This window comes from Enterocloster citroniae (genome assembly GCF_040545455.1).
Taxonomy (GTDB): Bacteria; Bacillota; Clostridia; order Lachnospirales; family Lachnospiraceae; genus Enterocloster; species Enterocloster citroniae.
On record NZ_JBEPLZ010000024.1, the window covers coordinates 1 to 20164 of the forward strand.

Here is a 20164-nt window from a genome sequence, read left to right on the forward strand (position 1 = left end):
ATACCAAAAAAAGGGAGGTTATTGCTCTTTTTATTGCAAACTCCCATAAAATCAAGGTTTAAACAATAAAACAGGTAGTGAAACTTGACACTACCCACTAAAAGAAGGGAGAAAAAACATGAAGAGAAGTATGAAACAGTTATTAGTATTAGCAGGTGTTATCGCACTTGGAGCAGGTAGTGTTACTGCATGTGGAGGTTCTGGAAGTTCTGAGACAAAGGTAGCTGCAGCAAAAGAAACAGAAGCAAAAGAAACAGAAGCAACGAAAGCTGCAGAGGCTGCAGCAGACAGTACTCTTGGACTTAAACCATTGGCAGAAAGAGAAACTTTAAGTATTGGTTTCTTTGCTGGTTCCGCACATTCCATGCCTTGGTATGTGGCAGATAAGATGGGATTTTTCGATGAACTGAATATTGATGTAGAGTATCAGTCCTTCACAGGCGGTCCTGCTATGATGGAAGCGAGTGCAGATTGGGATGTATGTGATGTAGGTGGTCCTGGTGTATTGAATGGTATGAAGAACTACGATATGAACATGATCGGAATCTGTGATAATGAGTTTAATACAGGATTATTTGTTCGTCCTGACACAGACCTGGCAAAAGATACCACTAATCCGGAAGTATGGAGAGGTAAAAAAGTTCTGTTGAATAAGGGAACAACTCTTCAGTATATGTTCATGCAGTATATGGCAAGTATTGGCATTGAGGATTTGGAAGCGTATGATATTGAGATTATCGATACTGCGGTAGGGACATGTCTGACTGCTTTCCAGACAGGCGAAGGAGATGCACTGTGTGTATGGAATGCATTTGCAGTAGCAGCAGAACTTGATGGCAACGTACGCGTTACCGATATTGGAAAGATGAATCTGAATAATATCAGCGGTATCTGTGCAACCAGTGATGCTATTGAGAATAAGACGGATCTGATTTCCACAGCTTACCAGGTTTATTACAAGACCTGGGAGTGGTGCAAGGCCAGCGAAGAGAACATGGCAAAAGCAGAAGAGTTATTCATGGAGTCCTGTGATGATGAAGGCGTAGCGGTAACTGAAGAGACAGTAGCTCGTCTGATTGCTGAATTTCAGTGTACAACTCTTGATGAGGCAGTAGCAGCTATGACAGGAGAAGAAGCTGACCGTAATGGCAAAGGAGGCAACGTTTCTCCTGCAACCAACCAGTTGTTTGAGACATTAGACTTCTTCATTACTCTGGGTAACTATACAGAGGAAGATCGCCAGGCCATCCTTGACAAAGGACTTGTAAATCCTGCTATTGCAAATGCGATTAAGTAGCTTTAGACATTACAGGGGTGCATCCGTTCCATTGGAGCACCCTCTGTTTTTAAGGAGGTATGAGAATGAGTGACAGCGTGAGAGCAACTCATCGTCTGTCGGACGAAGAGCGTATCGCTAAGGTGCAAACAGACAAAAAAAGAAATACATATCAGCTTACAATGCTGTCTGTGATTGGCGTTTTGTCATTTTTATTATTGTGGCAGTTTGCAGTTATGTTTGGATGGCTACCCAGCAGATACGTTCCTATGCCATCAGATGTAGTGAAATTATTTTTTGTAAAATTGACAGATCCGAATCCGGATGGAGCTGTATTAGGTGCACATATTTTATCCAGTTTACAGGTTGCATTATCAGGATTTTTCCTGGCAATTGTCATCGGAATTCCGCTTGGTTTGTTTATGGGATGGTTTAGAGGATTTGACAGCTTTATGCGTCCGATTTTTGAGATTCTTCGTCCGATTCCACCGGTATCATGGATTCCGATTACCATCATCTGGATGGGATTGGGATTAAAGGCAAAAGCGTTTATCGTATTCTTCTCCGCCTTTGTACCATGTGTAATCAATTCATACACAGGTATCAGACAGACAAGCCAGGCACTGATTAATGTAGGAAAAGTTTGCGGTGCTTCTAATTTTACGATTTTTAGGAAAATTGGTATTCCATCTGCGTTGACTATGACGTTTGCAGGCGTTCGTGTAGCATTGGGTAATGCGTGGGCAACTCTTGTAGCAGCAGAGATGCTGGCAGCGAATTTGGGTCTGGGGTATATGATTCAGCAGGGACGTTCTTTTGCAAGGCCGGATATTATTATTCTTGGTATTGTAGTAATTGGTATGCTTGGAGTTATTTTCACATGGATTCTTGGCCGTGTTGAAGGAAAGGTTCTGGGGTGGAAGAAATGAAAAAAGAGGTATTACTTCTCAGCGAATATGAGCGTAAAGAAATATTGCGAAACCGTATTTACAAGGTATTGCCTGTCATTTCGATTTTGCTTCTTGTAGGACTTTGGGTTTTGGCATCTTCAAATCCGGCATCTAAGTTCCCTTCCCCGGCAGAGGTATGGGAGCGTTATATAAAACTTCTCAATAAGCCGATCAAGGGTCTTGGGCTTATGGGGCATATCTGGGCAAGTCTTCAACGTGTGTTTATTGCACTTGGTCTGTCATGGGCGTTAGGTATTTCTTTTGGTATCCTGATTGGATGGAATAAGAAGGCAAATGCTATTTTGGGACCGATTTTTACAGCGTTCCGTGCAGTACCTCCGCTGGCGTGGGTACCGCTTGTTACCATGTGGTTTGGAATTGGTGAGTTTCCAAAAGTACTTATCGTGTTTATCGGTGCATTGATGCCGGTAGTAGTAAACACCCATGCAGGAATTTCTAATGTAGAGAAAGAGTACTTGGATATCGGAACTATCTTCAATGCTAATAATAGGCAGATGTTATTTGAGATTGCAATTCCGTCTGCTTTGGATGCAATTTTTGCAGGTATCAGAAATTCTACCTCTGCAGGATGGATGGTAGTATTGGCAGCAGAGATGCTGGGGGGAAAATCCGGAGTTGGATTTTTAATCGTACGTGGCATGGATTCCGGTGATTATCCGCTTTGTCTTCTTGCGATGATCTGCATCGGTATCGTGGGATATATGCTGGCAATTTTGATTCAACTTTTAGAAAGGATTGTATGTCCATGGACGGTAAGAAAATCAGTTTAAGTTTAGATCACATTTCTCAAAGTTACATTGTGAATAGTAAAGTGTTTGATGCGGCCGTGGACGTATCCATGGATGTTTATGAATCCGAATTTTTGGTACTTTTAGGTCCGGGACGCTGCGGTAAGACTGTTTTGCTGAATATGATCGCCGGTTTGGAAGCACCTGTTGACGGCAGTATTCGTTTGGATGGCGAAGAACTGAAGGGAAGCGATGAGAGAATCGGCATGGTATTCCAGAAACGTGCTCTGATGCCGTGGAAAACAGTCATGGAGAATGTAGAGTTTGGATTAAAGATTAAGGGTGTGCCGGTGAAAGAACGCAGGGAGATTGCTCAGAAATACATTGATCTGGTAGGTCTTCAGGGTTTTGAGAAAAGTTATCCTGACCAACTCTCTGGTGGTATGAAACAGAGAGTAAGTATTGCACGTGCTTATACCAATAATCCTCAGATTCTTTTGATGGATGAACCATTCGGAGCACTGGATGCTCAGACTCGTTATGCTATGGAGGAAGAGGTACAGCGTATCTGGCAGACCGAGAAACGTACGGTTGTATTTGTTACTAATAATATTGAGGAGGCACTTTATCTGGCAGATAGAATTGTATTATTAAGCAACTGTCCAGCCCATGTAAAAGCCGTCTATGAGGTTAATTTGCCTCGCCCAAGAAGTACTGTCGATTCAGAGTTTCTTCGACTGAGAAAAGAAATTTCCGATAACACAGATCTGGCACTGTAACAGGGGAGGTACGAATATGAACGATAATAATTATAAGGTTCAGGTACAGAACCTGACAAAAAATTTCGGAAGTCTCAGGGTATTAGATGATATTTCTTTTAATATTAAAAAAGGTGAATTTGTCTGTATCGTAGGACCTACCGGTTGTGGAAAGACAACATTTTTAAATCTGCTTACCAGAATTTATATGCCTACAAAGGGAGATCTTTTGATTGATGGAGAAAGTGCTGACCCAAGAAAGCATAATCTGGCGTTTGTTTTTCAGGAGCCATCTGCACTTCCGTGGAAGACTGTTGAAGAGAATCTCCGTTTTGGATTGGAATTAAAAAAGCTTCCAAAGGCAGAAATTGATGTAAGAGTGGAGAAGATCATAAAGTTGATGGGCTTGGAAGAATTCCGCAATTCTTACCCTCACCAGCTCTCTGTGTCAACTGAACAGCGAATCATCATCGGAAGAGCATTTGCGATGAATCCGGATCTTTTGCTTATGGATGAGCCTTACGGACAGATGGATATCAAACTGCGTTTCTATCTGGAGGATGAGGTTTTGCGTTTGTGGAAAGAGACAGGGGCTACGGTTCTCTTTATCACCCACAATATTGAAGAGGCAGTATATTTGGCAGAGAAGGTCATGATTCTCTCAAATAAACCTACAACAATCAAAGAAGTGCTTGATGTGGATCTGCCGATACCACGAGATGTTACTTCTCCGGAATTTATTAAAATCCGCCAGTATGTTACAGATCAGATTAAGTGGTGGTAAGGCTCATAAGGAGGTAAAAGTATGTATGACGTATTGATTGTGGGGTGTGGTGTGATCGGTGCAGCAACGGCATATCAGTTATCACGCTATGACCTGTCTGTCTGTGTTTGCGAACGTTACAATGATGTGGCTAACGGTTGTACGAAAGCAAATACAGCGATTCTCCATGCAGGATTTGATTGTCCTGTGGGAAGTATGGAAGCGAGGTTGAATATCAGAGGTATCAAGCTGGCAGAGGAGATCTGCGAGAAGCTGGATGTAGAGCGTATTCCTATGCCAACTTTCATCATTGCCTATGATAATCCTCATGAACTTAATTATATCGAAGAGTTATATAAAAGAGGTGTTGCGAACGGTGCAGAGGGTGTACGGATTGTGGATCATGATGAGGCTCTGAGATTGGAGCCGGGGTTGAATCCTAATATCAAAGCTGCGTTATACGCACCGGGGTCTGCTATTATCAATCCTTGGGAGTATTGTATTGCAATGGCTGAGACGGCGGTCCGCAATGGCGTGGATTTGAAACTGGAAAGTGAAGTTACAGCTATTGAAAAGAAAGATGATTATTTTGTTGTTATAACCAATTCGGGTGTGTATGAAGCGAAATATGTAATTAATGCTGGTGGTGGTTGGTCTGCTCAGGTATATAACCTGATTGGAGGTAATGACCTTTATCAGACGAATTTTGCAGGACAGTATTTTGTTCTGGATAAGAGCCAGGGCAATAAGCTGCACTCAGTTGTATTCCCATGTCCGGATGAGCATGGATTTAAGGGTGTGTGTGTGACACCTACTGTTCATGGCAACCTGCTGGTAGGACCGGATTGCTATGAAGTGCCGGATGGAGATCATGTAGGAACAGATCCTGCTACATTGGAGACCTTAAAAGCAGAGGGACATCGTTCTATGCCGGGGATTGATTTTAGAGAAATAATCCATGAGTATGCAGGTGTAAGACCTAATACTCAGATTCCAGATTTTGTGATTGGAGAATCACCAATCTGTTCTCATTTTATCAATCTTGCAGGAATTAAGTCCCCGGGTCTTTCAAGTGCACCTTCTATTGCGGAGGAGGCTGAGAGTATTCTTAGAGAATGCGGATTGGAAATGAAAGAGAAAGACGAGTTTATTGACAGTAGAAAGAGAATTATTTTCCGCCATTTAAGTGATGAGGAAAAACAGGAGGTAATTAAGAATAATCCTCTGTACGGACGTATCATATGCCGCTGTGAGACTGTAACGGAAGGTGAAATCATTGAAGCGATTCATCGTCCAATTGTTCCGAGAACTGTAGATGCAATCAAGAGACGGTGCAATGCAGGAATGGGACGTTGTCAAGGTGGTTTCTGTGGACCGCGTGTTCATGAGATTCTTGCCAGAGAGTTAGGTGTGAGTCAGGAGGAAATTCTGATGGATGAGCAGGGAAGCTTTATCATTACCTCTGCTATCAAGGAGGGACGCTGATGAGAACAGAGTATGATGTAATAGTAGTAGGCGGCGGTCCGGCGGGTTTGGCAGCAGCCTGCAGTGCAAAAGAAGCAGGTGCAGAGCATGTTCTGGTATTGGAAAGAGATAAAGAGGCTGGCGGTATTTTAAATCAGTGTATCCACAACGGTTTTGGTCTTCATTATTTCAAAGAGGAATTGACAGGACCTGAGTATGCAGCTCGTTTTGTGGAACAAGCAGAAGAATTAGGTGTGGAGATTTGTCTGGATACCATGGTGCTGGCTGTGCAAGAGCACGTTGTTACTGCATGTAGTGTATGGGAAGGTTTAGTATACCTGAAAGGAAAGGCTATTGTTTTAGCTATGGGATGTCGTGAAAGGACAAGAGGTGCCGTAGCTATTCCGGGAGACAGACCTTCAGGTGTATTTACTGCAGGAACTGCTCAAAGATATATGAACATCGAGGGGTGGATGGTAGGCCGCAGAGTTGTAATTTTAGGCAGCGGTGACATTGGTTTGATTATGGCAAGGCGAATGACTCTTGAGGGAGCAAAAGTTTTGGCATGTGTGGAATTGATGCCGTATTGCAACGGATTAAACCGAAATATTGTACAGTGCTTAGATGATTATGGAATTCCGTTATACTTATCCCATACAGTAACCAATGTAGAGGGTCTGCAGAGAGTGGAGAAGGTCACTGTGGCGCAGGTGGGATTGGACAGGAAACCAATCGCTGGCACAGAGATGGTATTTGATTGTGATACACTGCTTTTGTCTGTAGGATTGATTCCGGAGAATGAGCTGACCATAAAGGCGGGCATTCCAATGGATAATGCTACCAGAGGAGCACTTGTCTATGAGAATATGGAGACACAGGAACCGGGCGTATTCAGCTGTGGAAACGTTGTTCATGTTCACGATTTAGTGGATTTTGTTACAGCAGAAAGCCAGAAAGCGGGAAAAGCTGCAGCAGAATACGCAATGAAACGCAGTTGTCCTGAAGGCGGCAGAGTAATTACGGTGAATGAGGGAAATCATGTAACCTATACAGTCCCACAGGCAATTCGTATGGATAATGTGGATAATAAGTTGGAGATTTCTTTCCGCGTCAATTCCGTTCTGAGAGATGCAGAGATCCATGTGAAAGATGGAGAGAAGCTGATTGCCAAATTCAAACGAGAGCATATGGCACCGGGTGAGATGGAGCATATTACGGTACCGAATGTTCTTTTGAATAAGGTAGAAGGCGATGAAATCATAGTATCTGTAGAATTACAGAAGGAGGTATAAGCTGTATGACAGAATTAATCTGCATTATATGTCCAAAGGGATGTCATCTTCGTGTGGATGAGGAAAATGGCTACAGTATAACCGGTAATGCATGTAGTCGTGGGGAAGAGTACGGAAGAACAGAACTTATGAATCCGACTCGCGTTCTGACGAGTATTGTAAAGGCAGAGGGCGGAACTCATAGTTGTTGCTCGGTTAAGACAAACGGTGGAATCCCAAAGAAGTGTATCTTTGAGGCGATGGATCTGTTGAAGGACATTACTTTAAAAAGTCCGGTTAAGATTGGTGATATCATCGTGAATGATGTATGCGGTTCAGGCATTGACTGGATTGCTACAAAGAATATTTAAGGATACAATGATTTAATCCGTGTATTTACGCGTTGTTTATCCAAAAACACCCACCGTTTGGTACAATAAAGGGAGGTGCATGAAGGGACAGCAGAGTTTCAGCGATGTCAAATACGGTATGCGCAAGTGCAACATATTGTACAGAGGCTTCCAAATAAGATGCAGTACTCTCCATTGCGGTCATTTCACAGCCGCCATCTCTGAGCCGGTCAGCCATTTCGAGGAGTTGTCTGGCGATTGCACCAAACGCTCAGACTTCCTGCGTATTACCCTTTCAAAAGTAGGCAATAATGAGATGTGCTGTTGTAAGAGAGATAAGGAAACGAGGCTTGTCAGAATCATAAATATCCTAATAGCAATTTGAAAAATATCTGCCAAAGAAAGCTGATTGTATGGAATTATATAAGTACAGTCGCCTTCAGTTGGATATGGTTGATTGTTATCAGGCATCTCAATTTTACTATAAACACTGTGTGGGTATTTTAGCAAAGAAAAAAGCTCGAATTTATGCGGGCTGTGGCGTTTTGCAAACGCATAACCTAAAATACATAGAGGAGAAAACATGAGTCTGCATTTATATGTAATCTTTTTTGCTGTAAGTTTTGCCGCATCGGTTGCGGGGGCGATTTGCGGTATCGGAGGAGGCATACTGATTAAACCGCTGCTGGATGCATTTGGCGTACTCAGCGTGTCTTCCATCAGTTTTCTGTCTGGCTGTACAGTGCTTTCCATGAGCTGTTATTCTGTAGGAAAATCGAAACTTAACGGCTATTCCAGAGTGGATATGAAGATAGGAACGCCTTTAGCAGTGGGAGCCGCTATCGGCGGTGCGTTAGGAAAGGTGATATTCCGGGCTGTTTCAGCCATATCCTCTGATCCGAATAAAGTAGGGGCGATCCAGGCGGCCTGTCTGCTGGTTATTACATTCGTAATCTTGATTTATACGGTTAATAAGGATAAGGTGCACACCCTGCATGTGAAGAATCTGCTCATCTGTATTCTGCTCGGCCTGTTTTTAGGAATTTGCTCCTCATTTTTAGGTATTGGAGGAGGCCCTATCAATTTAGCTGTGCTGTTCTATTTTTTCTCTATGGACACGAAAGAGGCAGCTGAGAATTCCCTTTATATTATCCTATTCTCCCAGAGTACCAGCTTAATTAACACATTGGTGACAGGAACCGTACCAGTGTTCGGCATCGGCGTGCTGGTTCTCATGGTGGGAGGAGGACTGCTGGGAGGCATGGTCGGACGAAAAATTAATAAAACAGTTGAGGAGAATACGGTTAACCGTCTGTTTATCGGGCTTATGATTATCATTATACTGATTAACGTATATAATATCTATCAATTCATGTAGCAGAAAAGTGAACAGATAATTAGCATATCGGTAAGTGCCTCAAAAACATGGCGTAGTGCAAGTTAACAGTTCTTCTGTTATACTGTCTACATCATAGTTTGAGACACTTACAATATTTTATAAGAAGAACATGAATTTATTATATCCCTTCATAGACCGATATAAAAATTCGCCACAAAATGCGATAAAAAGTTTTTCAAAAGGGTTAGAGAACGATATGGTTGCTGTTGAAAATGCTGTAGTAAGTGATAGAAGTAATGGGTTCGTTGAATGGAACAATAACCGAATCAAAGCAATAAAGAGAACGATGTATGGGAGATGTGGATTGAAGCTGCTTGCGACAAAAGTCATGCTTGGCTATAGGGAAGACGGATAATTGCGGAAGAACCCAAATCAGATTAGCAACAACAGTCATGGGGTGCTGAGAAAGCTTAATGTTATGCTGGAAAGAGAGAAAACCAATTGGGTATTGGACGCAGATATCAAAGTTTTTTTCGACCATCTTGACTATGAATGGATTGTGAAGTTCATAGAATCGCGAATCAAAGACCCCAATATAAGCAGACTGGTGCGGAGAATGTTAAAAGCTGGAATCATGAAAGACTTTCAGTATGAAGAAACGGAAGAAGGATCAGGACAGGGGTCTGTTCCCCAGTCATAGCAAATATATATAAGGCCTTATATTCCCACAGGGAACGGTTGAGTAAGAAGCGTATGAAACTTTCAGAGATTGCGAAAGAGTAGCAGGAAGGAGGACTCCTATGAAGAGTATCAAACTGGGCGGCAGTATAGTCGGCATCTTTATGATATGCTTTGACCTGTTCTGGACGTTTATGGCAACCCAGGCCAGTCCAATTATGGCGTTGTTTGGTGTGCTTTGGACGGGCGTTGACTTGGTAAACACCATCTATCAATTCAAAAATGCCATAGGTAAAAACAGCTACTCCGCTTATGACATCACGGATGCAACGGAGGAATCGGATCCACTCAATGAGATGTTGGGGGCCGAAGGAGGAAGCACCACAGCCCCCGGAGGTGGACAGTGCTTTATGCCCTTATTGCGGTACTAAGGTTGAGGGAGAGTATATCTTCTGCAATATATGTGGGAAAAAGCTGCCCTGAGGGAGGGGAGGAGGGCATCCATGCAGGCTAGGCACAACGGAAAGCGAAAGGGAAATGGTTATGCCCACCACATGGCTGTTTCGCTCTCCATGATTATACATTCCTTCATCATGGACACCGCTTTCTCCAGGCCTTCAAAGCGGTTGATCAGACTGTCCTCGTGCTCAATGCTGACAGCGCCATCATATCCAATCATGCGCAGGGTAGAGAAGAGGGTTTTCCAATATGCCACGTCATTTCCATATCCCAGTGTTCGGAAAAGCCAGGAGCGGTTCAGCTCATCGCTGTAATGCTTGGTATCCAGAACACCGTTGACAGAACGGTTGATGGGGTCAATCTTCAAGTTCTTGGCATGGACGTGGAAAATGGATTCCTTCAGTTCCCGCAGAACGGCAACAGAATCCATTCCCTGCCAGATTAAATGGCTGGGATCAAAATTGACGCCGATTTCAGGACCTACGGCACCCCGAAGGCGCTTTAAGGTCTCGCTGTTATACACCATAAAGCCGGGGTGCAGCTCCAGCGCAATTTTGGTGACGCCATGAGCTTTTGCAAAGGCGGTAAAATCCTTCCAATAGGGAATCAGCACGTCATTCCACTGATATTCCAGAATTTTCAGATAGTCATCCGGCCAGGGACAGGTGACCCAGTTGGGGTATTTGGCCCCAGGATGGTCGCCGGCACAGCCGGAGAAACAGGTAATGGTATCCAGCCCCAGCTGCTCACACAGCAGGACAGCGTTTCTCATATCGCTGTCATACTGCGTGGCCATTTCTGCATCCGGGTGGATGGGATTTCCATGGCAAGAGAGGGCGCTGATTGTCAGACCGGAATCCTCCAGCTGCTGGCGAAACTGCACAAGTTCGGCTTTGTCGGCAAGCAACATTTCAGGATTTACATGGGCTTTTCCCGCATAACCGCCGCAGCCCGGCTCCACCGTTTGAATTCCCAACTTCTTAAAATAGGCCAATGCCTCGTCAAAGGGCTTGTCCTGCAAAACATTCGCGACAATACCAATTTTCATATTCCCCTTGTATGATGTTTATAGAAACAAAAACAACATATTCCTTTCATTTTTCTTGAACTGTGGTTTAATACATTCAGATACTGTGGACTTTTGATTTTATCCTGTAGCTTGACTACTCAACAGGAGTGTATTGCCGCTACTTTTATCTGAATTGTTTATAGCTGGATGTTGCCGGAGTGTTTCACTCTGAGTACTTATTTCAATCAAGTCTACGATGATAATCGTTGGTGGATATCACGGTATCAGACTTTATGAAAGGGAGGTACAACCTCATGATTTACGTAGGCATTGATATTGCCAAACTCAACCATTTTGCCGCTGCCGTTTCTTCGGAAGACGAGATACTCATCGAGCCGTTCAAATAAAAACCTTTCAAGCCAGGTGGGAATCCACTAGTTCTTGACATACGCAGATATGTGCAGTATATATAAACCAAGGGCTGAATGCTCATAGAGAAGCTTTCAGTCCTACCATTATCATAGAAGATCTGCTTTTACAGAGATTTCTTCACACACCCCTGATTAATGGAATAATTGATGGCTTCTTTCAGTTTGGAGCTTGAGTTTGCTTTTCCCTGTAAGGCTTTTAACCATATAAAATAAGCATCGACAAGAGGCTTTACAGATCGCTGTCTGTTGTCGAATCTCTCTTTTGCCGATAACTCCTTATACATATTGTCCACACCATTATCTTTTTCCTTACAGACAATAACTTTATAGTTTCATCCCCTGCGCCAATACGTTTTCCTTTCCCTCTCAATCTGTTCTGGCGCACCTTTATCCAGCATGAGCTTAGAACGTTGTACGTTTCCTGCAGATGTCCCTGCTTTCTAACTACCGCTTCTGATCATTTGGTTCGTAGCGATGTTTGAACCCTCTGTGCTGCCTCATTCCTCTGGAAATCATTTAAGCTTCTCCGGTCCAGCTGGTTCTAAAGCATCCAGCAGCGTTCCGAATGCCCGCATAGAAAGCATGCATCCGGCGCACATTTTTTACCGCAAGACGCATTTCATATCTGCATACACTGCTGTTTACTGACGAAACGCTATAGGCTTTTTTCGTTATTGTAAGCGCTTTCTTTTTACTTTCCTTAAGCGCTATTTTTTGTTCTGCATTTTCTGTCCGTAAGCCAAAGAATGCTTATTTTACATACCTTTTTGCAGGATTGTCCCATCCATGATCTGCAGTTTTTTGCCTGTTATCTCCATTTATTCCCAGCCATCTGGCGAAACGAAATGCCCTATTTTTTTCGCCCAAAACTAGCAAACCTATGGGCTCAGCGGACCGCATTGGGTTTGTGTACACAGAAGAACCTATTGTGTTTCATTTTCAAACAATTTAATTGTGCAATGCGCACACAAAGCAACGCATCATTTAGTGCATCTTGCACAATAAACAACATCGTCCCTGCCCCGCATAGGCCAGCGCCCCCTCCCTCATACCCTGCCCGGCCTTTTTCTGTTATACGAATTCCATCCGTTATGCAGAACCAATCGATCCAATACCGCACAAAGGAGGAGATTCCACCATGCTGAATAAGGCTTCTGTCCCCAATATCATTACTCATGTTAAAGTCGGTGGTTTTGATTTTGATATTTATGCATACCGCGCTTTGACGGAGTCCGAAAGCCGTCCTGCCATCTCCCGATATATGGAACAATATTCTATGAACCAGCTTCCGCCTTCCGGCTTTGTAAAGATCATTACTGCATTCGGGAGCGGTCCTTCAGATGACTTCTAAAAGGCCCTGCTTCCCCGTGGATCAGCAGTCCGTTGTTTCCATCCGCGGGGAATATCTCTGCGGCAGGATTTTCCAGGAGGGCCATACAGGCGCTCTGCCTTATATCCGCTGCCTGTTCCAGCGTAAGGCCCATAAAGGCCGCTGGTTTATGGTCTGACGGCTCCCGGCCATACTCCTGCTGAAAGACTACAGAACCGCTTATACCTCTCTGCACCTTCTCCAGACAGTGGACGGGGATCCTTCAACAGCTTCCATTCATCTGGAGGGCTTGCTGCATCTGCTGCTTGGATACAAGGCCCAATATCCCTCCTGCTCCAGTTCCCCGCCGTCCCAGTATTTCCAGGCTATGGAGCAGATAAAATGGCGCTTCTGATTGTAAAGCTGCCCTATGCTGTCCGCCCTGCTGAAATGAATGGTCCTCTTTCATTGCCATTTCCACATCTATGTATAAGACCCTCATGGGATGCTTGCCGTAATCACTGCCGTTGAAGATATTCTCCAGTTCGTCCATTTCAAACTCCCCCAGAACTTCCGATATACCGCAGACAGTAAAGCCATGCCGCCTTAACTCTGCCCGTATCCTGGTGACTATCTCCATATCATCCTCCATACATTCCGGCAGCGTGATGGTCTGCATCGGCTTATGAAAATGATTCCCCTGGCTATCACAGTAATCCACCATTAAGTTTCTGGTTAAAATCGGTATTTCTATCGACTGGAATAATTTAGTTAATATCATGTGCCTCTCCTCCCTTTACTCTGCCATTCTCATATACCCACAGGCTCCGTGGGGGAGTACGGCAAAACCCTTATTTTATGCGGCCTGCTCGTACTCACGCAGGTGAGTGAGTACGGAATGGCGTACTCCTGTACTCACGCAAGGTGCAGGAGTACGGTAAAACCCTTATAAATACTATATTTTTTACCCTACTCACGCACGGTTCCACTGGGTATAGGATTGGTCCGTTTACAGTAATGAACCTTGGGTTTAAACCCTCTGCTGAAATAGGCTATCTGCCCATCTTTTTTCAACTCTGCCTTGGCCCTCTCCAGCGTCCCCTTAGAAATCCCCTGGGCCTTCATCATTCCATCAAGGTCAGCCGTTTCCTTCTCCCCATCCTTCAGATAGTCCAGTATAAAGGCTTTGGCATCCTCACGGGCCGGGGCCTGATATGTGGCCGCCGTGGCTGCCGTCACATAGTCCTTGTCCTTCTTATCCGTATAACCCTCAAACTCCACTTTGCCTGAATCAAGTCGGAATAGAACCGTCCGTGCCAGTGGGCCGTAATTGCTTTTCTCCTGGGACAGGCAGCGTAGGCCGTCATTGGCCTCCCCGGCAATCAGGACGCTTCTGGCAATGTCCCAGATATCATCGCTGTCTGCAATACGTTTCCTGCCCCACAGGCCCATCTGCTTGTTTGTATGGACAATGATAAGAAAGGTCGTTCCGTACTTTTCTCCCAGGCCAATCAGAGGATTTAAACACGCCCTCATGGCATTCCTCTGCCTCATCTGAATATCAGGCGGCACATAACTCTGTAAGGGGGCGGCGGAACTGCTGGATAGCTGCAGACTGACACGGCAAAACAAGAAGTGCCTCAAACTATGATGTAGACAATATAACAGAAGAACTGTTAACTTGCACTACGCCATGTTTTGAGGCACTTACCATGCTATTCTCAGTTTGCCACGTCATTAAGGTAACTTTCAAGAAGCCTGCTGAACATCTCATCATTTAAGTTCCCTTCCTTTGACATATCTCTTATTTTTATAAAACGTGATAAAAACAAATTAATAGTAGCAGCTTTTGGGTGGTAATTGGTATCCATAAATGGAAAATCATTTATCGTTCCCCAATTAGAAAAATAAAGAGAGTGGTATGTATTTTGAGATTCTTTAATTTCAATGGTTCCATAGTTTCCGTCAAAGTAATCAGCGCAGTCTTCAGTCTTTTGTATTTCTTCAAAGTCAAAAGGAACAGAGTTATATATAGAAATTAACATTTCACAAATAGCCCGTGCTGATAATTTTTGCTCTGGTTCTTCTTTCTTTTCAACTCCAATTAGCCAATCTATAGATACATTAAAATGCTGGCTAAGGTTGTACAGCTTATCAACTGGCGGAAAATCCTTTTTATCTGGATTAAGATACTTCGACATTGTACCCTCTGTGCAACCCATAATGGAAGCAATTTCCTTTTGTTTCATACCTTTTGTAATTTTGGAAAGATTCTCTATAAAAGATTCTTTTTTTAATAATTTGGATTTCATAAACTTTCCTTTCGTGATATATTTGCTTAAAATATATTTCTATATTTAATATAGATATTTATTTCTAATATTGATATCATTATTTTAGCACAAAGAAGTGTGACAGGCAAGCGACTTTTAAATCATGATAAACAGATTACTTATGCACAGGCAACAGAAAACAGAATGGATGTTTGCTATAATATTCCTGTAAGCCAATTACATTTGATTAAACCATCTTAAATGAACGAAAGGAGTCAACACAATGAGAGCAAGAGCAATGAACACAGTAGCAGGAGAAAGCCGTCTTATGGACACGGAGGAATTAAGGGCCTACACTAACCTGGGGCGCAACAATGCAATGAAGCTGGGGGAGGAGATCGGCGCAAAGGTAAAAATAGGAAAGCGTGTTCTGTGGGACAAGGTTAAGATTGATCAGTACCTTAATGACCTTACGGGGGTATAAGCCATGGATAAAAGAAACAGTACAGGACTGAAAGAAGAGTATCAAGACCACACACCAGAGCAGAGAGCGGCGGCAACCGTAGGGACTGCAAATAAGAAAGCTTACAGAATGATTGTTGCGGATGTACTCCCCATGGGGAAGGGAAATGCTGTAAGTGCAGAGGTATTATGTAGCCGACTGGGATTTGAAACTGTCCGGGAGATGCAAAAAGAGATTGCCAGGGAGAGGGCAGCCGGGGCCGTGATCCTCTCCTCCTGTCAGGAGGACGGCGGTTATTTCCTGCCGGGGAACGTCCGGGAGGTTAGAGCATTTATAAAAACATTAGAGAACCGGGGAAAGAACACGCTGTTAGCTTTAAAGTCAGCCAGGAAGCTATTGAGGCAGCAGGAGGACACAGGAGATATATGATTACATTACAGGAGCTATTGACACACTTTGAGGCACCAAGGAAGATTGGCCCGGCCTCCTTCCAATGTAAATGCCCGGTACACTATGACAGCAAGGCAAGCCTTACCATAACAGAGGACAAGGGAAAGCTGCTGCTGCACTGTCATGCAGGATGTGAAACAAAGGATATTTTAGAAACAGTAGGGTTAACCTTCCAGGACTTAGGAGATTACAGGCCGCCTCAGTGGAAGGAACGGCTTGAATTTGGCCAGGGAAAGAAAATCGAAGCCATATATGATTATAAGACGGCAGAGGGGCGTTATCTTTATTCCAAGGTAAGGTTTGAGGGCAAGGAAATACGTTATATCACTATAGATCGGAAGAATGATACATATAAGTACTGTAAGAAAAGTGATTACGCTGTCCTGTATAATCTCCCTGCCCTGGTGAGGGCTGTCCGCGCCGGATATCCTGTATATATTGTAGAGGGTGAGAAGGATGCCGACACATTGAACAAACTAGGGTATACTGCAACGACAGCCGGAAGCACCAGCGATTGGCGCAGGGAATATGCTTTTTATTTCGCTGGGGCAAAGGTGGTAATCCTTCCTGACAATGACGAACCGGGAATGAAGCTGAAAGACCAGATTGTGAAGGATTTGAGGCATTTTGCTCATTCCATCCGCTGGGTGCTCACGTCCATGTCTTATAAAGGGGATGTGACGGATTACCTTACAAAGGAAGGGCATAGCAGGGAAGAACTTGACGAGCTGACAGCAGCATCGGAGAACCGGGGCGCTCCATGGCTTTTCACGGATGGGGAGGGAGCGCGGGCCAAGGTCAAAATAAACGGGGACATACTGGCCGACAGTATCAGCCGGGGTCTGCCCTATCTTATAGTCAGGAGTCCGGAGGAAGATAAGGACGATTTTTATCTGTATGAGGACGGAGTATATAACAAATGCAACCGCAACAAGGTAAAATCCCTCATCCGGCGGTATGTCCCCGTAGGGATGGCAAGCGACAACATGATTAATAATGTGTACAACCTCCTCCTGTGCAGGGACAGCAATATATGCACGTTCCGGGATCTGGATACAGATGAGGGTTATATAAATCTCAAGAACGGTTTATATAACCTTAAAACAAGGAAATTGGAGCCGCATACACCAAAACTGAAAAGTACAATACAGCTTAACTGCGAGTACCGCCCGGAGGATACGGCCCGGCCAGTGTTTGACCGCTATATGGATGACCTGTGCAGCGACAGGGAAGGGAATGCGGACCAGGGGAAGAAAGCCGTGATTCAGGAATATATGGGGCTTATCCTTTCCAATGTGAAGGTATACCGGGTAAAACAGGCGCTGGTGTTGTGGTCACTTCTGGGAAATTCAGGCAAAACACAGATCCTTAACCTTGTGGGGGAACTGCTGGGAACGGATAAGATTGCAAATATTCCGATTCAACAGATGAACGAGGCTTCCAAGTTCGCCCTGGGGAGCATCATAGGGAAACGCTTAATCAGCATAGGGGATCAGACGGGCAGTGAGATAAAGGACAGCTCTGTATTTAAGCAGCTTACAGGCGGGGATGCTGTGAAGATAGAACCAAAGAATAAACAGCCGTTCTATTATATATTCCCAGGGGGGATTGCCATAGCCTGCAACAACCTTCCCAGCTTTCAGGATGACAAGGGCGGCCATATCTTTGAACGGCTGTGTGTGGTGCCTTGTACGAATACCATAGAGCAGGACCGCCGGGACAGCGCCTTACTGGATAAGATGCTGAAGGAGAGAAACGCCATCTTTAACTGGTCCCTGGAAGGGCTGCACAGGCTGATGGACCACAATTTCAAATTCACCTATTCCTCAGCCTGTGAGGAAGCTATGAGGGACTACCGTGAAAAACTGGATACCGTTTACCGTTACCTGTCAGAATTTTATATCATTACGGGAGACAGGGCGGATATGGTGCTTAAGGCAGACTTTGACAGCGCATATATAAACTGGTGCGTTTTGAATGAGTTCACCCATGTGAATAAACAGAACATCCGGGACAGGATGGAGGCCAACGGGTGCCCGGCGGACAAGGCGAACTATGGTGAAAAAAGAGGGGTAATGGTGTACAGGAATCTAAGGAAAGGTTTAGGAACAGATTATTTTGAACGCGTCACGCAGGAAGAGTACACGCAAGGGAAAATACCGTTTAATTAGTTGACATAAAATAAAAGCGGAGGTTTTGGGACAAAAGAGAATAGTTTGCGGAGGTTTTAAAGGCCAAAGCGGAGGCAGAAACCCTGTAAAATCAACGGAAGCGGAGAAGCGGAGATTTTTTTCACTGAATATTTAAGTAATGAAATGCAACATAGTTATACTGTAGGAATTAAAACAGGGTGTTAAAAATGCTCACTGAATTGGAAAAAAATCTCCGCCGGGAAAAAAGCAGCTCAAAGGCCATAAATACAGGGATTTTTCTCTGTAATGTGTCCTCCGTTTTTTCCGCCTTAAATCTCCGCCTGTAATAAAATTACAAAAAAAAGGAGAATAAAACCATGAAGATTGAGATTATCAACGGAGTATACACAAGGGATGAAGAAGCAGCGGAATTATTAACCAGCTCAGAGGAAGAGTTTGTGGCAGCCCTGGCACCCAAATTAGCAGTCCGGCAGGAGCGTAAAAAAGCCAGTGAATTAAAGGCACAGGAAAAAGAACGGCTGAAAGTAGAGCGCCAACAGGAGCAGGAACACCAGAAGCGTATAGCAATGAATCGGTTAATCAATGGCGATAATTTCTGTTCGTAAGGGAGGGAGAAACATATGGTGTTAACTAAATTATTCCAGTCAATAGGGATACCGATTACGGCCAGGAATTTCATGGTTGACTACTGCGATAGCCGCGGGAATCACTTCCATAAGCCGATGCAGACCATCACGCCGCCGGAATGCCTGGAGGATGACAGGGAGATAGTAACCAGGATACGGACAGAATTAAGGCAGCATGGTTTTACTGTCTGCGGTATATCGGAAGTCCTGGGGGATTTTGAAATGGATGAACTGGAGAACATTTTCAACGGCAATGATTACGGCAAGTATCCTATGAGAGCATTATACATAGACGTAGAAATGGCAAAGAAAGAGGCCCGTCCATAGACAGATGGACAGGCCTGGCAGAGGTACACTTCTTTTCACTTGATAATCTGATTATATAAAGGAGTGTGCTAAATGTCAAATAAACAAGGGACGAACTTCGGGGAATTATCCAATGAACAGCTTGTGGCCCGGATCAGGGCCGGGGAGAAAGTGGCTGGGAACATGGAGCAGCTTTACAGCCAGGTGCGCCGCTTTATCCATTCCATAGCCTGGAAGTACCGGGACAGCGGGGAACTGGAGGACCTGGAGCAGGAGGGGTATCTAGCCCTGTATCCTGCCATTGATGGATACGATCCAGTCCAGGGCGTGAAGTTCCTGACCTATGCAGAGTATCACATTCGGCAGCGGATGTGCCGTTATCTCCAGATGAATGGCAGCTGCTTAAGGCTCCCCGTCCGCTGTCTGGAGAAGGTTCAGAGAGGTATAAGCGGTTCTGTAGTTCCTTCAGCAGGAGTATGGACGGGAGCCGTCAGAATATGAATCAGCGGCCTTTATGGGCCTTACCCTGAACAGATAGAGAATATAAGGCAAAGTGCCTGTATGGCCCGCCTGGGAAGCCTGGACAGTCCTGTAAAGGGTCTGGACGGTGGGGCGGATACAACAGTGGGGGATATGGTAGCCTCTGCTGAGAATATGGAAGGGGATGCCCTGGAGCGGATACAGCAGGAACAGCTTAAGGCAGAATTGTGGGCCTGTGTGGACAGTTTGCCGGGGCAGCAGCCGGAGGTGATCCGTCAGAGATATGAGGGCGGCATGACACTGGGAGCCATAGGGCAGAAACATGGAACCACACTGGAAGCTGTGCGTCAGATTCATGCCAAGGTATTGCGGGAGTTACGCAAGCCCAGGTATGCTAAACGGCTGCGGCCATTCGTACCGGATGACGAACGGATTTACAGCATGGCCATAACTGGCAACGGTGTGGGGAAGTTTCACCGCACCTGGACCAGCAGCACGGAGCGTGTGGCCCTGGACGTGATAGACTGGGAGGAACGCCGCCAGATGCATTTGGAACTATTGGAACGGGTGCGGCGGTGAGTTGCGAGATTGCAAAGCAGATGAAGGA

At 44.7% G+C, this 20164-nt stretch carries 25 protein-coding genes; 19 read left to right on the plus strand and 6 right to left on the minus strand.

Annotated features, from left to right (window positions below; translation table 11 throughout):
* The first annotated feature begins 118 nt into the window (after positions 1 to 118).
* From ABID13_RS22730 to ABID13_RS22785, 12 genes are all read left to right on the plus strand, one after another.
* The gene (locus ABID13_RS22730) at positions 119 to 1297 is read left to right on the plus strand and encodes an ABC transporter substrate-binding protein (protein ID WP_053095380.1); all 1179 of its coding nucleotides are present in this window, start codon (positions 119 to 121) and stop codon (positions 1295 to 1297) included.
* Between the two features lie 65 nt (positions 1298 to 1362).
* Positions 1363 to 2205 (plus strand): ABC transporter permease, encoded by an 843-nt coding sequence (locus ABID13_RS22735; RefSeq protein WP_048931150.1) that lies wholly within the window; start codon positions 1363 to 1365, stop codon positions 2203 to 2205.
* The gene (locus ABID13_RS22740; protein ID WP_048931149.1) at positions 2202 to 3017 is read left to right on the plus strand and encodes an ABC transporter permease; all 816 of its coding nucleotides are present in this window, start codon (positions 2202 to 2204) and stop codon (positions 3015 to 3017) included. The genes ABID13_RS22735 and ABID13_RS22740 overlap by 4 nt, the downstream gene beginning before the upstream one ends.
* A complete protein-coding gene (locus ABID13_RS22745; RefSeq protein WP_048931148.1) occupies positions 2993 to 3754 on the plus strand; it encodes an ABC transporter ATP-binding protein in 762 nt (253 codons plus the stop codon). The genes ABID13_RS22740 and ABID13_RS22745 overlap by 25 nt, the downstream gene beginning before the upstream one ends.
* A 16-nt stretch (positions 3755 to 3770) precedes the next feature.
* Positions 3771 to 4517: an ABC transporter ATP-binding protein gene (locus tag ABID13_RS22750; protein WP_048931147.1), complete on the plus strand. Its 747-nt coding sequence runs from the start codon at positions 3771 to 3773 to the stop codon at positions 4515 to 4517.
* A gap of 21 nt (positions 4518 to 4538) precedes the next feature.
* Positions 4539 to 5981 carry an NAD(P)/FAD-dependent oxidoreductase gene (locus ABID13_RS22755; protein WP_048931146.1) on the plus strand — a complete coding sequence of 481 codons (1443 nt, stop codon included), beginning with the start codon at positions 4539 to 4541 and terminating at the stop codon, positions 5979 to 5981.
* On the plus strand, positions 5981 to 7252 hold the full coding sequence (locus tag ABID13_RS22760; RefSeq protein WP_048931145.1) for an NAD(P)/FAD-dependent oxidoreductase: 1272 nt from the start codon (positions 5981 to 5983) through the stop codon (positions 7250 to 7252). Before ABID13_RS22755 ends, ABID13_RS22760 begins: the two co-directional genes overlap by 1 nt.
* Before the next feature lie 5 nt (positions 7253 to 7257).
* The gene (locus ABID13_RS22765; protein ID WP_048931144.1) at positions 7258 to 7602 is read left to right on the plus strand and encodes a DUF1667 domain-containing protein; all 345 of its coding nucleotides are present in this window, start codon (positions 7258 to 7260) and stop codon (positions 7600 to 7602) included.
* A gap of 562 nt (positions 7603 to 8164) precedes the next feature.
* A complete protein-coding gene (locus ABID13_RS22770; protein ID WP_048931142.1) occupies positions 8165 to 8959 on the plus strand; it encodes a sulfite exporter TauE/SafE family protein in 795 nt (264 codons plus the stop codon).
* A gap of 130 nt (positions 8960 to 9089) precedes the next feature.
* A complete protein-coding gene (locus ABID13_RS22775) occupies positions 9090 to 9335 on the plus strand; it encodes an ISL3 family transposase (protein WP_048931141.1) in 246 nt (81 codons plus the stop codon).
* A gap of 385 nt (positions 9336 to 9720) precedes the next feature.
* Complete coding sequence (locus tag ABID13_RS22780; RefSeq protein ID WP_048931139.1) at positions 9721 to 10029, plus strand: hypothetical protein; 309 nt, start codon at positions 9721 to 9723, stop codon at positions 10027 to 10029.
* A complete protein-coding gene (locus ABID13_RS22785) occupies positions 9995 to 10081 on the plus strand; it encodes a DUF7577 domain-containing protein (RefSeq protein ID WP_354021265.1) in 87 nt (28 codons plus the stop codon). Before ABID13_RS22780 ends, ABID13_RS22785 begins: the two co-directional genes overlap by 35 nt.
* Before the next feature lie 58 nt (positions 10082 to 10139).
* Here ABID13_RS22785 and ABID13_RS22790 read toward each other — a convergent pair whose 3' ends face one another.
* The 6 genes from ABID13_RS22790 to ABID13_RS22815 all read right to left on the minus strand — a co-directional run bounded on the left by ABID13_RS22790 (position 10140) and on the right by ABID13_RS22815 (position 15118).
* Positions 10140 to 11105: a sugar phosphate isomerase/epimerase family protein gene (locus tag ABID13_RS22790; RefSeq protein ID WP_048931138.1), complete on the minus strand. Its 966-nt coding sequence runs from the start codon at positions 11103 to 11105 to the stop codon at positions 10140 to 10142.
* 496 nt (positions 11106 to 11601) lie between these two features.
* Positions 11602 to 11781 (minus strand): IS66 family transposase, encoded by a 180-nt coding sequence (locus tag ABID13_RS22795; RefSeq protein ID WP_242849319.1) that lies wholly within the window; start codon positions 11779 to 11781, stop codon positions 11602 to 11604.
* A 1029-nt stretch (positions 11782 to 12810) separates the two neighbouring features.
* Positions 12811 to 13062, minus strand: a complete 252-nt coding sequence (locus ABID13_RS22800) for a hypothetical protein (protein WP_156200220.1) — start codon at positions 13060 to 13062, stop codon at positions 12811 to 12813.
* Between the two features lie 27 nt (positions 13063 to 13089).
* Positions 13090 to 13587 carry a hypothetical protein gene (locus ABID13_RS22805; protein ID WP_242849313.1) on the minus strand — a complete coding sequence of 166 codons (498 nt, stop codon included), beginning with the start codon at positions 13585 to 13587 and terminating at the stop codon, positions 13090 to 13092.
* 188 nt (positions 13588 to 13775) lie between these two features.
* Positions 13776 to 14342 (minus strand): AAA family ATPase, encoded by a 567-nt coding sequence (locus tag ABID13_RS22810; protein WP_048931135.1) that lies wholly within the window; start codon positions 14340 to 14342, stop codon positions 13776 to 13778.
* A gap of 185 nt (positions 14343 to 14527) precedes the next feature.
* The gene (locus ABID13_RS22815; RefSeq protein WP_048931134.1) at positions 14528 to 15118 is read right to left on the minus strand and encodes a helix-turn-helix domain-containing protein; all 591 of its coding nucleotides are present in this window, start codon (positions 15116 to 15118) and stop codon (positions 14528 to 14530) included.
* 244 nt (positions 15119 to 15362) lie between these two features.
* Between ABID13_RS22815 and ABID13_RS22820 the strand changes: the two genes are divergently transcribed.
* The 7 genes from ABID13_RS22820 (at position 15363) to ABID13_RS22850 (ending at position 20136) form a co-directional block, all read left to right on the plus strand.
* Entirely contained in the window at positions 15363 to 15563 is a 201-nt protein-coding gene (locus ABID13_RS22820; protein WP_048931133.1) for a hypothetical protein, read from the plus strand.
* Between the two features lie 3 nt (positions 15564 to 15566).
* On the plus strand, positions 15567 to 15971 hold the full coding sequence (locus tag ABID13_RS22825; protein WP_048931132.1) for a hypothetical protein: 405 nt from the start codon (positions 15567 to 15569) through the stop codon (positions 15969 to 15971).
* Positions 15968 to 18163: a phage/plasmid primase, P4 family gene (locus tag ABID13_RS22830; protein WP_242849312.1), complete on the plus strand. Its 2196-nt coding sequence runs from the start codon at positions 15968 to 15970 to the stop codon at positions 18161 to 18163. The genes ABID13_RS22825 and ABID13_RS22830 overlap by 4 nt, the downstream gene beginning before the upstream one ends.
* Positions 18164 to 18501: 338 nt before the next feature.
* A complete protein-coding gene (locus ABID13_RS22835; RefSeq protein WP_048931131.1) occupies positions 18502 to 18750 on the plus strand; it encodes a hypothetical protein in 249 nt (82 codons plus the stop codon).
* A 15-nt stretch (positions 18751 to 18765) separates the two neighbouring features.
* Positions 18766 to 19098, plus strand: coding sequence for a hypothetical protein (locus ABID13_RS22840; protein ID WP_048931130.1), 333 nt, complete (start codon positions 18766 to 18768; stop codon positions 19096 to 19098).
* 72 nt (positions 19099 to 19170) lie between these two features.
* Positions 19171 to 19578 carry a sigma-70 family RNA polymerase sigma factor gene (locus ABID13_RS22845; protein WP_242849311.1) on the plus strand — a complete coding sequence of 136 codons (408 nt, stop codon included), beginning with the start codon at positions 19171 to 19173 and terminating at the stop codon, positions 19576 to 19578.
* Positions 19579 to 19638: 60 nt separating this feature from the next.
* On the plus strand, positions 19639 to 20136 hold the full coding sequence (locus ABID13_RS22850; protein WP_242849310.1) for a sigma factor-like helix-turn-helix DNA-binding protein: 498 nt from the start codon (positions 19639 to 19641) through the stop codon (positions 20134 to 20136).
* Positions 20137 to 20164: the final 28 nt, after the last annotated feature.